Annotated in this window: 13 protein-coding genes; 6 read left to right on the forward strand and 7 right to left on the reverse strand. The window is 68.5% G+C overall.

Features of this window, described 5'->3' with window-relative positions; genetic code table 11:
- Positions 1–13 precede the first annotated feature (13 nt).
- The 4 genes from ABB25_RS01935 to ABB25_RS01950 form a co-directional block, all read right to left on the reverse strand.
- Positions 14–727 carry a GYF domain-containing protein gene (locus ABB25_RS01935; RefSeq protein ID WP_057662974.1) on the reverse strand — a complete coding sequence of 238 codons (714 nt, stop codon included), beginning with the start codon at positions 725–727 and terminating at the stop codon, positions 14–16.
- 41 nt (positions 728–768) lie between these two features.
- Positions 769–1,242: a DUF494 family protein gene (locus ABB25_RS01940; RefSeq protein WP_057662977.1), complete on the reverse strand. Its 474-nt coding sequence runs from the start codon at positions 1,240–1,242 to the stop codon at positions 769–771.
- A gap of 5 nt (positions 1,243–1,247) precedes the next feature.
- Positions 1,248–2,426, reverse strand: a complete 1,179-nt coding sequence (gene dprA, locus ABB25_RS01945) for a DNA-processing protein DprA (protein WP_057662980.1) — start codon at positions 2,424–2,426, stop codon at positions 1,248–1,250.
- Positions 2,427–2,495: 69 nt separating this feature from the next.
- On the reverse strand, positions 2,496–3,620 hold the full coding sequence (locus ABB25_RS01950; RefSeq protein ID WP_057662983.1) for a LysM peptidoglycan-binding domain-containing protein: 1,125 nt from the start codon (positions 3,618–3,620) through the stop codon (positions 2,496–2,498).
- Positions 3,621–3,753: 133 nt separating this feature from the next.
- Between ABB25_RS01950 and def the strand changes: the two genes are divergently transcribed.
- From def to ABB25_RS01975, 5 genes are all read left to right on the forward strand, one after another.
- Positions 3,754–4,266 (forward strand): peptide deformylase, encoded by a 513-nt coding sequence (def, locus tag ABB25_RS01955; protein WP_057663241.1) that lies wholly within the window; start codon positions 3,754–3,756, stop codon positions 4,264–4,266.
- Between the two features lie 94 nt (positions 4,267–4,360).
- Positions 4,361–5,284: a methionyl-tRNA formyltransferase gene (fmt, locus tag ABB25_RS01960; protein WP_057662985.1), complete on the forward strand. Its 924-nt coding sequence runs from the start codon at positions 4,361–4,363 to the stop codon at positions 5,282–5,284.
- Entirely contained in the window at positions 5,281–6,666 is a 1,386-nt protein-coding gene (rsmB, locus tag ABB25_RS01965) for a 16S rRNA (cytosine(967)-C(5))-methyltransferase RsmB (protein WP_083488056.1), read from the forward strand. The genes fmt and rsmB overlap by 4 nt, the downstream gene beginning before the upstream one ends.
- Before the next feature lie 17 nt (positions 6,667–6,683).
- Positions 6,684–8,405, forward strand: coding sequence for an ArnT family glycosyltransferase (locus ABB25_RS01970; RefSeq protein WP_057662988.1), 1,722 nt, complete (start codon positions 6,684–6,686; stop codon positions 8,403–8,405).
- A 47-nt stretch (positions 8,406–8,452) separates the two neighbouring features.
- Complete coding sequence (locus ABB25_RS01975; protein WP_152980922.1) at positions 8,453–9,715, forward strand: O-antigen ligase family protein; 1,263 nt, start codon at positions 8,453–8,455, stop codon at positions 9,713–9,715.
- Here ABB25_RS01975 and ABB25_RS01980 read toward each other — a convergent pair.
- A complete protein-coding gene (locus ABB25_RS01980) occupies positions 9,699–10,511 on the reverse strand; it encodes a glycosyltransferase family 2 protein (RefSeq protein ID WP_057662993.1) in 813 nt (270 codons plus the stop codon). The genes ABB25_RS01975 and ABB25_RS01980 overlap by 17 nt on opposite strands.
- Before the next feature lie 3 nt (positions 10,512–10,514).
- Between ABB25_RS01980 and ABB25_RS01985 the strand changes: the two genes are divergently transcribed.
- A complete protein-coding gene (locus ABB25_RS01985) occupies positions 10,515–11,570 on the forward strand; it encodes a CDP-glycerol glycerophosphotransferase family protein (protein WP_057662995.1) in 1,056 nt (351 codons plus the stop codon).
- Here ABB25_RS01985 and ABB25_RS01990 read toward each other — a convergent pair.
- Together ABB25_RS01990 and ABB25_RS01995 are read right to left on the reverse strand one after the other, a co-directional pair.
- Positions 11,514–13,124: a PH domain-containing protein gene (locus tag ABB25_RS01990; RefSeq protein WP_083488057.1), complete on the reverse strand. Its 1,611-nt coding sequence runs from the start codon at positions 13,122–13,124 to the stop codon at positions 11,514–11,516. The genes ABB25_RS01985 and ABB25_RS01990 overlap by 57 nt on opposite strands.
- Entirely contained in the window at positions 13,121–13,609 is a 489-nt protein-coding gene (locus ABB25_RS01995) for a PH domain-containing protein (RefSeq protein ID WP_338062027.1), read from the reverse strand. Before ABB25_RS01995 ends, ABB25_RS01990 begins: the two co-directional genes overlap by 4 nt.
- Between the last annotated feature and the right edge of the window lie 120 nt (positions 13,610–13,729).

Genomic DNA, 13,729 nt, shown 5'->3' on the forward strand with positions numbered 1-13,729 from the left:
AAGGGCTGGACCCTCACTGCTGGCAGCGCGCCGGCAACTGCTGGTTACGCAGGGTGCTGCGGCAGATCCAGTGGTCGGTGCTGCGCTCGTGTTCCAGCCAGAGCCAGGCCGGGCGTTTTTCGGCATCGCGGTGCAGGCCCTGCAGGCTGGCGGCCAGTCCGCAGTTGCCATTGACCGCCGTCACCACGGCCACTTGCGCAATATGGGCTGCGGCATCGGCATAGGCCGTAGCGGCGACAAACCCCGGGCTGTCGTTGCCGGGACAGTGACCATGGGCCTGCCGATAGGCGCTGACCTGCTGCTGCAGCGGAGCGAGCGCAGTGAGTACGGGCGTGGTCCTGGCGCGTTCGCTGTAGCTTTGATAAGCCGGTAGCGCGATGGCCGCCACAATGCCGATCATCGGCACCATCGCCACCAGCATGCCAAGCCCGACCAGCCCCAGGATCAAACCGGTCCGACGCGGTGCCGGTGCCGGCCTGGGGGATGCCACAGGGCTTGCTGGCGCCGTATGGGCGGCCAGGGATACCGGTACCGGTGGTGGCTCCAGGACTGCCGTTCCGGCCAGTTCTTCGCCCAGTTCCCCCGGGCTGTACCAGCGATCCAGGCCTTCCCGCCAGAGCAGGGCCTGTGGCGGCAGCTGGCCGCTGTTGATCAACCGCTGCAGCGTGGTGCTGTCGACCGGGCCGTTGGGCTGGCGACGGTCAGTGGAGTAATACCAGTCGGACATGCCTCCCCCTCAAGGCGTCGGAATGGGTTGGTTGCGGCTGCCTAGTGCAGCGACTCCGGTTCGTCGCTGAACATCTGGGTTTCCATCCAGGCGTAGGCCGCTTCGGCACCCGGGCGGTTGAACAGCACCATCAGGACCACCCACTTAAGGTCATCCAGATCCAGTTCTTCCTGGTCCAGCGCCATGGCCCGCTCAATCACCAGTTCGCGCTGGTCCGGGTCAAGCACGCCGTGTTGTTCCAGGAAAAGCAGGAAACCGCGGCAATCCACATCCAGCCGGTCCAGTTCCGGGCCATGAAACTGGCGCACCGGCAGGTTGAGCCGGGGCAGGTGAACGGACGGCCGCTCGGCTTCCAGCCCGTCAAGCCAGTCGAAGGCCTTGTTGATTTCGGTGGGGCTGAAGCCGGCCTGGATCAGGCCACTCTGCAAGGAGTCGCGGTCACGCGCCAGGCTGCCCTCTTCGCTGAAATAGTGTTCAAACAGATAAAGCAGGACGTCCAGAATGCTTTCTTTCATTACCCTCAGCCTGCGTCAAACGACGCGGTGGTGGAAGGCGGCTTTGGCGAGCGCTGCCACCGGCCATGCGTCTGCAGGGCCCAGCCGGCCAATTCCAAGTCCAGCAGGATGGCCGATAGCCGGGCTACCGTCAAACCGGTGCGATGCGCCAGTTCATCCAGATCAACGGCAATATCATCCAGCGCCTGCCAGAGGCGGCGTTGATCCTGCACTTGCGGCGCATGGCCGGCCAGGGGGAAAGGCGGTGGTTGTGCTGTTCCCGGCAATTGCCGCGGCCGGCTCTCTGCCAGCAGCCGGGCCAATGCCGGCAGCGCGGGGAGCAGGTCGTCGATGGATTCCAGCAGCCCGGCGCCATCACGCAGCAGGCGGTTGCAGCCACGGCTGAGCGGGTTCAACGGGCTGCCAGGAACGGCGAAGACCTCACGCCCGGCTTCGGCCCCCAGGCGCGCGGTAATCATCGCACCCGAGCGCAGGGCCGCCTCGACCACGACTACCGCCAGGCTCAGGCCCGCCAGGATCCGGTTGCGGGCCGGGAAATGTCCGGCCCGTGGTGGCGTGCCCGGCGGATACTCACTGACCACCGCGCCGGACTGCGCCAGTTCTGCCTGCAGGCCGACATGGCCGGCCGGGTAGCTTTGATCCGGCCCGGTGCCGATGACGGCCACGCCCGGACTGCCGGCCAGCAGGCTGGCACGGTGGGCGGCGGCATCGATGCCGGCGGCCAGGCCGCTGGCCACGCACAGCTGGCAGGCGGCCAGCTCGCCGGCCAGCCGCCCGGCCAGCGCCTGTCCGGACGGGCTGGCATTGCGGCTGCCAACCACCGCCACCATCGGTTGCCAGAGCAGCGCCGGGTCGCCATCGATGAACAGCGCCAGCGGTGGTTCGGGTGCATGCGCCAGCAAGGCGGGGTAGGCCGGATCGTCCAGGCCCAGCAGGTGGTGGTTGCCGCTGCCGGCCAGCCAGGACTGTGCCCTGGCCAGCGCGGCCGGGTCGGGGTTGAGCAGTTGCTGGCATTGCCTGCGGTCCAGGCCAGCCGCGCGCCACTGCGCAGGACCGGCAATGAGCGCTGCCTGGGCACTGCCGGACTGCAGCAGCAGCTGGCGGCGTGGCGCCAGGCGGCCGCCGGCCAGGACCAGGGTGAGCAGGGCGGTGGTCGGATCAGTGGCGTGGATGGGCAGGTTCATGCCCCGAGGGTGGCGCGCAAACAACGACGGCGCCCTAGGGCGCCGTCGTGCAAGCGGGTAGGGATGCGCTTACTGCGCGTCCGGATGCTTGAGGCTGTAGCCGACGCGGGTCGGCTTGCTGCCTTCCATCACCAGCGCGTAGCTGACCTTGTCATAGGTGCGGAACACCATCGCATGCGAGGCGTACTCATCGGGCAGGGTGACCCGGCCGGCACCGTTGCGCAGCGAGTCGTCCATCCGCGAAGAACCCGGGTGGTCGTGGCGGTTGCTGACATGCGAGCCGTCACGCCAGATCGAGAACACGGTGCCGTTGTCCACGCCGTCGCGGGCGCCGGCGGAAATGGCAATCACGTCGCGGCTGCCGCCGCTGGTGAACATGTCGGTCACGGCCAGTACCCGCAGGTCGGTGCCGAGCGTCTGCGCGGCCGGCGGATGCGGGATGAACTGCAGGTCATACGGCTGGGCCTGCACCGGGACCAGGCGATCGCCGGCGCGAACCTCGCGGCCACTGTCTTCCAGTGCCAGCGTGGCCACTTCGACCTGGCCGTCCGGCAGTGCGGTGATCGTGCCGACATTGACCTTGACCAGCTCAAAGCCCAGCGCCTCGTTGCGGCTGGAGGTGGGGACGTAATTGGCCCACAGGCTGCCGGCACCGGCAACATGCTTGCCACGTGCGTCCAGGTCCACCGTGGTTTCGGGCAGCGCATAACGAACGCTGGGGCGCACCACGGCATAGCGCTGGCCCACCTGGGCGCCGTCCAGGCCGAGCACATAGGCCTTCTGCCCGGCGCTGGCGCGCAGACGGTTGTCTTCCAGGCCCGCCACCCGCGGCAGGTGCTCGAAGCTGTCCACCACCTGCAGGTCCTTCAGGAACGGTTCTACCTGGGACAGCGGGATGGCATTGATCGGCGCTTCCTGGCGCGGGCCGGGCTGGGCCACCACGCGGTCCAGATAGGCCAGCGACAGGACGTCACCCGGATAGATCAGGTGTGGATTCTGGACCTGTGGATTGGCCTGCCAGATTTCCGGCCACAGCCACGGTTTTTTCAGAAAACGCGCGGAAATATCCCACAGCGTGTCGCCCTTCTGGACGACATACGTGGTGGGATGCCCCTCATTCACCTGTGCTGCGGCAGCATAGGCGGCAACGGTCAGCATCGCAGCTGCGGCGACCGTACGAAATTGACTCAGCATGTTTGCGCTCTGCCTGATTCCCCAACAGGTTGTCCCACTATAGTCCAGATATCGGGGCGCAACGCAAGCCGAGGCGTTAGAATTAGCCAATGCAGATCACAACTTACTGCCCGAATTATCAAGGTTGATGGCCATGGCCCTGTTGCCCATTCTCGAGTTCCCCGACCCGCGCCTGCGCACCAAAGGTGCGCTGGTCGATCCGGCCGAAGTCACCACTCCGGCGTTCCAGACGCTGCTTGATGACATGTTTGAAACCATGTACGCAGCCCCAGGGATTGGCCTGGCCGCGGCCCAGGTCGATGTCCACAAGCGCTTCATGGTCATTGATCTGACCGAGGATCACAGCGCGCCGATGGTGTTCATCAACCCGCAGATCGTCGACAAGCAGGGCGGGCAGGTGTACCAGGAAGGCTGCCTGTCGGTGCCGGGGATCTTTGCCGACGTCACCCGCGCCGACACCATCACCGTGCAGTACCTGGACCGCAGCGGGCAGGCGCAGGAGCTGACCACCGATGGCCTGCTGGCCGTATGCATCCAGCATGAGATCGACCACCTGGAAGGCAAGCTGTTCGTGGACTACCTCTCGCCGCTCAAGCGCGAGATGGTGCGCAAGAAGCTGGCCAAGGCGCGCAAGCACGTCGCCTGATGGATTCATCCGTGCGTCCATCGCGCTGCGATGGCGTTGTTTTGACTCCCGCGGCGCCTGTACTGGCGCCGCAGGTGTTTGGGGAGCTTGATCGATGAGAATCGTCTTTGCCGGCACGCCGGATTTCGCCGTGCCCTGTCTGCAGGCGGCAGCCCGCCACAATGAAGTGGTGGCGGTCTACACCCAGCCGGACCGGCCGGCCGGCCGCGGCCGCGGCCTGACGGCCTCGCCGGTCAAGCAGGCCGCACTGGAGCGCGGGTTGCCGGTCTACCAGCCACTGTCGCTGCGCGACCCGGCTGCCCAGGCTGAAGTGGCAGCCCTGCAGCCGGATCTGCTGGTCGTGGTCGCCTATGGCCTGATCCTGCCGCAGGCGGTGCTGGATATCCCGACCCATGGCTGCTGGAACGTGCATGCCTCGCTGTTGCCGCGTTGGCGCGGTGCTGCGCCGATCCAGCGCGCGATCCAGGCCGGCGACAGCCACAGTGGCGTGTGCCTGATGCAGATGGAGGCCGGGCTGGATACCGGTCCGGTGCTGCTGGAGCAGTCGCTGGAACTGGCCGCCGATGAAACCGGTGGCAGCCTGCATGACAAGCTCGCTGCGCTCGGTGCCCAGGTGCTGGCCGATGGGCTGGGCCTGCTGCGCGCTGGCCTGCGTCCGGTGGCACGGCCGCAGCCGGCCGAGGGCGTGGAATACGCGCACAAGCTGGACAAGGCCGAAGCGCGCCTGCAGTGGTCCGAGGATGCGCAGGTGCTCGAGCGTCAGGTCCGTGCCTTCAACCCGTGGCCGGTGGCCGAGGCCCAACTGCAGGGGGAGCGCGTGCGCATCCATGCCGCGCAGGCGATCCCGGGCGTGTCGGGGATGCCGGTCGGCAGCGTGCTGGCGGCTACCAAGGCCGGGATCGACATTGCCTGCGGCACGGGTGCGCTGCGCCTGCTGGTGGTGCAGCGCGAGGGTGGCAAGCCGGTTGCAGCGGCCGATTACCTCAATGCCCGCCGTGACCTGCAGGTGGGGGCATGAGCCTGTACAAAGGGCCCGGCAACGCCGGTGGCCGGGCGCCCGGCCAGGCGCCACACCGGGTTGGTCCGGGGCGGCCGGCACAGCCGCCGGTGCCGGGCGCCGAAGTGCGGGTCCTGGCAGCCGGCGTGCTGCAGGATGTCTGCGCCAATGGCCGCTCGCTGAAGGCAGTACTGGGCCCGGCCCAGCAGCAGCTCGACGACAGCCGTGACCGTGCCTTGCTGGAGGCGATCTGCCTGGCGGCGTTGCGCCAGCGTGGCCGCTACCGTCGGGCCCTGAACCAGTGGATGCCGCGGCCGCTGGGCGCGCGCGATGCTGACCTGGAAGCCCTGCTGCTTGCCGGGTTTGCGCAGCTCGACGCGCTGGGCCTGCCCGACCATGCCGCGGTTTCGGCCACGGTCCAGGCCGCCCATCAGATGGGCCGCTCCCACCAGGCTGGCATGGTCAATGCACTGCTGCGCCGGGTGCAGCGCGAAGGCGTGCCACCGGCCTCGCCGTTGAATGCCTTCCCACACTGGCTGGCCGATGCCATTGCCACCGACTGGCCGCGGCTGGCCGACTCGATCTTTGCCGCCAGTCTTGCCGAGCCACCGTTGTGGCTGCGCGTGCATGCGGGCAAAAGCACCCCGGAGGCTTATCTGCAGCAGCTGCAGCAGGCCGGGATTGTTGCCGAGCGGGTGGCCGAACTGCGCGATGCGATTTGCCTGCCGGCGGCAGTGCCGGTGACCCAGTTGCCTGGTTTTGCCGAGGGGGTGGTGTCGGTACAGGACGGCTCGGCCCAGCAGCTGGCCGACCTGCTTACCGACCTGCCCGCCGGTGCGCGCGTGCTCGATGCCTGTGCCGCGCCCGGTGGCAAGGCGGCGCACCTGCTCGAACGCCAGCCGCAGCTGGCGGTGCTGGCGCTGGATATCGACCAGCGGCGTGCCCGCCGGATGCAGGAGACCTTTGCCCGTACCGGAGTCCAAGCCACGGTGCTGGCCGCCGACGCCTGCCAGCCGCAGGCGTGGTGGGATGGGCAGTTGTTTGATGCGGTGGTGCTGGATGCGCCGTGCTCGGCGACCGGCATCATCCGCCGCCAGCCGGATGTGCTGCTGCATCGGCGCGAGCAGGACATGGCTGCGCTGATCGACCTGCAGGAGCGTCTGCTGGAGGCAACCTGGACCCTGCTGCGCCCGGGCGGGCGGCTGATCTACGCCACCTGCTCGATCCTGCGCAGTGAAAACACCGGGCAGGTCAGCGCGTTTCTTCAGCGCCATGCCGACGCGCGCTTTGTCGACCCGGGTGAAGCCTTCGGTCATGCCTGTCCGGCCGGGCGGCAGTGGTTGCCCGGTGAGGATGGGCGTGATGGTTTCTTCTACGCACAGATAAACAAAATCAACTCTTGACCCTACGGATGTCGTGCATGCGCGGACATGGCTCGCGGTTATGGTTGTTCTGGGTGATGGCACTGCTGATTCTCGGCGTCGGCCTGGGCCTGCGTGATCCCTGGCCGTCCGATGAGCCACGCTTTGCGCTGGTGGCCAAGCAGATGGTGGAAAGCGGCAACTGGTGGTTCCCGCACCGGGGCAGCGAGCTGTATTCGGACAAGCCACCGATGCTGATGTGGTGGCAGGCCACGCTGTACACCCTGCTGGGCAATTGGCGCCTGGCCTTCCTGCTGCCCTCGCTGCTTGCCGCGCTGGTGACCCTGGGCTGTGTGTATGACCTGGGGCGCCGGCTGTGGAACCGCCGCATCGGCCTGTATGCCGCCTGGGCCCTGCTGCTGGCGGTGCAGTTCGTGTTCCAGTCCAAGAAGGCGCAGATCGACCCACTGGTGATGATGTTCATCACCCTGGCCAATTACGGGCTGCTGCGCCACCTGCTGCTGGGGCCGGCCTGGCGCTGGTGGTGGCTGGGCTGGTTTGCCGCCGGGCTGGGGGTGATCACCAAGGGCGTGGGCGTGCTGGCGCTGCTGATGCTGGTGCCGGCGCTGATCGCCGCACGCGGGCGCTGGCGCGGCCTGCGCCTGCATGCGCGCGACGGGCGTTTCTGGCTGGGGCCTGTGTTCTTCCTGCTGGCCATTGCACTGTGGCTGGTGCCGGTGATGGTACAGGCGCTGGCCACCGGCCTGCCCGAATACCGGGCCTACCTGGATGACATCCTGCTGCGGCAGACCGCCAAGCGCTATTCGCAGTCCTGGGACCACCACCAGCCGTGGTGGTACTTCCTCGGCACGATGGCCACGATGTGGCTGCCGACCCTGCTGCTGCTGCCGTGGGCGCTGCCGGCCTGGCGCCGACGCCTGCGCCGGCGCGATCCGCGCTATCTGCTGCCGTTGCTGTGGTGGGTGCTGCTGCTGGTGTTTTTCTCCATTCCCAATGGCAAGCGCGATGTCTACATCCTGCCGGCCCTGCCGATGGTCTGCCTGGCGCTGGCACCGCTGATTCCGGGCCTGCTGCGCCGGCGCGACGTGCAGGCCCTGCTGGCGGCGGTATGCGCGCTGCTGTGTGTGGCGCTGGTGACTGCCGGGTTGTCGATCCTGCTCGGGGAGCCGCGCTTTGAGGCACGCCTGATGGCGCAGCGCGGCGTTGGCAGTGGCGAGGTGGAGGCCCTGGCCTGGAGCGTGCTGGCGATGGGCAGCAGCGGCCTGGTCGGGCTGCTGTGGCTGGGCTGGCGTGCCGCGCACAAGGCCTGGGTGCTGCTGCTGACGGTGATCTGGGTGCTGTATGGCCTGCTGGGCTACCCGCTGCTCAACGACTCCAGCTCCGCGCGCGGGGTGATGACCCGCGCCGGCCAGCTGGTCGGGCCCGACGCCGAGCTGGCGCTGGTGGGCTGGAAGGAGCAGAACATGCTGATGGCCGACCGGCCGGTACGTGATTTCGGTTTCAAGCGCGACTGGCTGCTGCAGCTGGACGATGCCCTGCAGTGGCAACAGCAAAAGCCCGGGCAACGCTGGTTGCTGGTCCAGCAGCCGCTGCTGCTGTCGTGCATCGACCGTGACCGGGCGGTGCCGGTGGGCACCGCCAACCGGCGCGGCTGGTGGCTGGTACCGGCCGCGGCGGTGCGGCAACAGCCCTGCCCGGTCACGGCCGCCGACCAGCAGCAGGTACGCCAGGCGCAGGGGCCGGCCGATGATGAATCTTGAAGTGCCGGGAAATAGCCGTGGGTAACGCAACAAGGATGGGCTTGGAGATGCGCGCAGCCAGGCAGGGCTGGGCAGCGGCATCGTTGGCGCAACGGCTGGCAATGCTGGCGTTGTTTGCATTGCCTGCGCTGGTGGTGACCACGCCGGTGAACCTGCTGCCGTTTGGCGTGCTGCTGCTGCTCTCCAGCGTGCTGGGAATCGGTGCGCTGAAGCAAAGGCGGCTGCCTGCGGCGGTTCTGGTAGCGCTGGTCGTGTTGGCCCTGCTGCCTATCGGGCTGGGCGCCCTGTCGCTGTGGCAGGCACAGCTGGGGTTGCGTGAGCTGGACAACCTGATCCGGTTGCTGGTGGTGCCATGGACTGCCTGCTGGGTCTATGCACTGGGCCTGCCGCAGCGGCTGCTGTGGTCCGGGGCGGTCGTCGGCCTGCTGGTGGCGTTGCTGTTGGCCGCTGTGCAGGTACTGGCCGGGGCCGAGCGTGCCGATGGCTGGACCAACGCCATCGTGCTGGCCGACGTGGCCGTGGTGCTGCTGGTGCTGGTGATCCATTGCCGGCCACCGCAGCGCCTGCCAACGGTGCTGCTGGCAACGCTGGCCACCTGCCTGCTGGTGGTGCTGACCGGCAGCCGCGGAGTCTGGCCGGCACTGGGCCTGGTACTGCTGTTTGCGGTGTTCAGTGGCGACCGCCAGGCGTGGTCCAGGCGCCTGCGCTGGCTGGCCGTGGCCGCCAGCCTGGCCGCGGCAGCGCTGGTGTTCAGCCCGACGCTGCGCGAGCAGGTGCGTTTGAATGAGCTCGGCCGCGATCTGGCCCGGCTGCAGCATGGCGATGTCGACAGTTCGGCCGGTGCGCGCTATGAGCGCCTTCAGGTGGCCTGGCAGGCGTTTGTCGACAGCCCGTGGCAGGGTGTGGGTATCGGTCAGTTTGACCGCGCGATGCACCGTTTGCCGGTGTGCCAGGCAGCGGCCTCCAGTCCGGAGCGCTGCCACCTCGGGCATGCACACAATGACCTTGCCGAATGGGCCGCCACCCGCGGGATCCCCGGCATCATCGCGCTGGTCGCCGCCTATGGCATTCCGCTATGGCTGTTCCTGCAGCTGTGGTGGCGTGCCGGCAGACAGCAATCGGGTCCGGCGGTGGCGGGGATGTCCGTGGTGCTGGTGTACCTGGTCTGTGGCCTGACCCAGTCGATGTTTGCCCATCAGATCACTGCCGGGCTGTATGCCTGCCTGGTCGGCATCCTGGCCGGGCTGAGCCTGCTGCAGCGCCGCCAGGATGACCGCGGCGCCGGGCCGGGGCTCAGCGCGGCGGCTTGACCGGGTCGCTGACCGCCGCACCGTTGTGCAGCATCCACAGCATGATGGTCTTCTGGCGCACGTAGTTGGCGCGCACATAGGCATACACCAGCCCATGCCAGCCATCACGCCAGCCGCCACGCAGCAGCAGCCCGCGCCAGAAGCGCCAGGCCGGGGCCAGCACCAGCTTGGCCAGGGTGGCGCGCTTGCCGCGGGCGTACTCATGCTCGGCCATCATCTGCGCATAGCGCTGGGTCTTGGCCAGCTGCTGCATCAGCGAGCGGTAGGGGTAGTGGATCAGGTCGCCATGCAGGGTGCCGACAGCACCATCGACGCTGGCCGCCTCGTGGATCTCGCGCGCGCCGCGCCAGCCGCCCCGGCGGCGGTCGAACAGGCGCATGACCCGGTCCGGGTAGGCGTTGCCGTGGCGCAGGAACTTGCCGAAATATTCCGATAGACGCGCAAAGCGGTAACCGGCATGCCCGGCAAAGCCGGCATCACGCGCGGCCAGGATCGCCTGGCACAGCGCCGGGCTGATGCGCTCGTCGGCATCCAGGCACAGCACCCAGTCATGCCGGGCCTGGCCCACGGCAAAGTCCTTCTGGTTGCGGAAGCCGGTGAAGGCGCGCTGCAGCACGCGGGCCCCGGCGGCCTGCGCGATGGCCACGGTGTCATCGCTGGAGAACGAATCGACCACGATCAATTCATCGCAGAAGTGCAGCGAGGCGAGGCAATCGGCAATGCGGTCGGCCTCGTTGAACGTGATAATGCAGGCCGAAATACGAGGCCGTTCGATGGGAGCGGTCGAGGAGGACATGGGATGGCCGATTACCTGTTGTTTGCCACGGAGCGTTATGCGCTGCCTATTCTCGCCCCGTTGGCCGCCGCGCTGCACGCGCAGGGTCATCGCGTTTTCAGCTGGTTCGAAGATGGCGCTGCCGGCGGTCAGCTCGACGGGGTGACCGGCATCGGGCTGCAGCAGGCCCTGGCGCTGCGTCCACGTGCGGTATTTTCCGCCGCCAACTGGGTGCCCCCGTTCATCGCCGGGGCCAAGGTCCAGGTCTTCCATGGCTTCAATGTGCGCAAGCGCGAGGACAACCGTGGCCATTTCCGCGTGCGCGGCCTGTTCGACCTGTACTGCACGCAAGGGCCGGCCACGACCGCGCCGTTTGCGGCGCTGGCGCGCGAGCAGGGCCACTTCAAGGTGGTGGAAACCGGCTGGCCCAAGCTGGACCCGCTGTTCCAGGACGACGGCGGCCAGGCCGCCGCCCTGCGCCTGCCGGCGGCCGGGCGGCCGGTGGTGCTGTTCGGCTCCACCTTTACCGAACGCCTGAGCGCGGCGCCGCACCTGTACCCGGCCATTGCTGCCGACATTGCGGCCGGCCAGCGCTACTGGCTGCTGACCCTGCATCCGAAGTGCAGCGAGGAGCTGTTCGCGCGTTACCGCGCGCTGGCCGGCGCCAACGCCTGCTTCATCGAGCCGGAGCAGGTGGTGGCCGCACAGCGCGCCGCCGATGTGCTGGTCTCCGATACGTCCTCGATCGTTTCCGAGTTCCTGGTCCAGCACAAACCGGTGGTGACCTTCCGCAACCGGGTGCCGGAGGACTACATGCTTGACTTCAACGACCCGGCGCAGTTGCCGCGGCTGCTCGGGCGCGCGCTGGCTCGCGAGCCGGAACACATGGCGCGCATCACTGCCTATGCCGACAGCATCCACCCCTGGCGCGATGGCCGCTCCTCGCAGCGGGTGATTGCCGCTGCCGACGCGCTGCTGGCCGGCGAGCTGGGCCCGCTGGCGCGCAAGCCGCTGTCGGCCTGCTTACGTCGACTGCAGATCCGCAAGGACCTGGGTTACTGGGGCCGCAGCATCGGCTGAGCTTGCCACCCTGGGGCGGCTGATCCGGGCCGACAGCTGCTCCAGCAGCTGTTGCGCCTGTGCCACAGGCAACAGCGCCAGTTGCAGACGGGGCCCGCCCATGCTGCTGCCGGCGGTATCCAGCAGCAGGCTGGCGGTGCCGCACAGGCGGTCCAGCGGTGAACGACGCAGGCGCAGCCCCTGTACCTTCGCCGTCTGCGCCATCCGCCACCAACGCTGCCACCAGCCGCCACGCACCATCACCGCATGGGCATCGACGTGATAGCCCATGAAGCCGACGCTGCGCCAGGCCCGCCACACCGTCACCGGCAGCAGGCACAGGCACAGCAGTGCCGAGCTGCCGGCCAGCTGCCACAGCGCAGTGATCAGCAGCGGTTGCCACAGCAGCAGCGCCGGCAGGCACAGCCGCCAGGCTTGCCGCGGCGCCACCGGCTGCCACTGCGACGGAGGCCAGGCCAGGTCCGGGGCCAGGGTCTGGATCAACTGCGTACATTGCTGCTGGCGGGCGATCGGGGCCAGCTCGCGCAGGCTGCGGTTGTTGTTGTCCTCGGCATTGCCGGCCGCGATGTCGATCTTGAGCTGCTGCACCCTGAGCCAGCGCTGCAGCAGGCCCTGGTGCAGGCTCCAGGCCTGGATCCGGCGCTGGCCCACGCTGGAGCGCGAGCGCGAGAACAGGCCGCGCTCGACGGTCAGGCGGCCATCGGCGCGGCTGAGCACGAAGCGGTGGTACTGCACAAAGGCCAGGGCGACGGACAGCAGCCGGGTCATCAGCAGCACCAGCACCAGCGACAGCACCGCCAGCAGGATCGCGCTGGTGGTCGACAGCGCCGCGCCGTTGGCCATCCCCATCGCCTGGCGGGCATGGGCCTTGATCAGATCGCCGACCACCTCACGCGGCACCAGCTGGAATACCGCGCCGATGGCCGCCGCCACCACCACCATGCCGCGGTTGGAGACCAGCCCCAGCCGGACCAGGTCCAGCGCACGCAGGGCCAGCAGCAGCTGGCTGCCCGCTGTAGCGCTGGCCGGGCCGTCGTTGCCGCCGCTGTCAGCCGGATCGGCCTGTGGCGGGCTCGGGCTGCGGCCGTGCTGACGCACCAGCTGTTCCAGCGCCAGCGCCTGGTCCAGCCGCAGCACCCGCATCTCGGCTTCCGGATGTTTGCTGCCGGCCGATTCCAGCCGGATCTCGGCCACCCCGAACAGGCGGTGCAGCAGGTTCTGCTGCACGGCCACGTTGTGGATGCGCGCGAAGGGAATTTCGCGCCGGTTACGTGCCAGCAGGCCCGAGCGCACACTGACCCGGTCTGCGCCGATGGCATAGCGGTAGGTGAAATAACGCAGCAGCGCCGAGGCCACCAGCACCGCGGCGACGATGACCATCGTCACCATCTGGTAGCTGTCCTCGCGGCCGGCGCTGCGCTGGCCAAAGATCACCAGGGCTACCAGCGGGAACAGGAACTGGCGCAGCTGGGCCAGCAGCACAAACAGCCAGGACCACGGATGCAGCAGTTGCTCTTTTTCTGCCAGCGGCGGCAGCGGCGGTGGCGTGTTCACAGGCCGTCGTGGTCGTCAGGGCGTGCGAGCAGCTCACGCAGGGCCTCGGCATCGGCCAGCTCGAGCCCGGACAGCGACACCGCATCCAGTCGGCTGCCGGCGGTGTGCACGACCAGGGTCGCCAGGCCAATGCTGCGCTGGAGCGGGCCACGGCGTACATCCAGGTGTTGCACGCGCGCGCGCGGCACGCGGGTGTCGTTGTACCAGAGGTATTGATGACGCACGGCCAGCGCATGTGCATCCAGGCGCCAGCTGGTGCGTCGATGGCGGCGCCAGGACAGCACGGCGCCGAGCACCGCCCCCAGGCCCAGGGCCAGCGGCAGTTTCCACAGCCAGCCCTGCCAGTGGTTCAGCAGCAGGCTCAGCGGCAGGCTGATCACGGCCAGGGTCACCGCCATGCCGATGGCTCCGGCCACTGCGGCGATGCGTGCGCCGCGGACCGGCAGCTGCTGCCATTGCGAAGTATCCGGGGTGTCGGCAAGCACCGGTGCAGGCGTTGCCGATGAGGCCGGCAACGGGGCTGCAGGGGCGATGACGGCTTCGGGCAAAGGCGGGATATGGCTCACGTGAAGGCTCCAACAGTGCGCGGCGAGCCTAGCAGAGGG

Origin of the sequence: Stenotrophomonas koreensis (assembly GCF_001431525.1) — a bacterium.
Classification (GTDB): Bacteria; Pseudomonadota; Gammaproteobacteria; order Xanthomonadales; family Xanthomonadaceae; genus Stenotrophomonas; species Stenotrophomonas koreensis.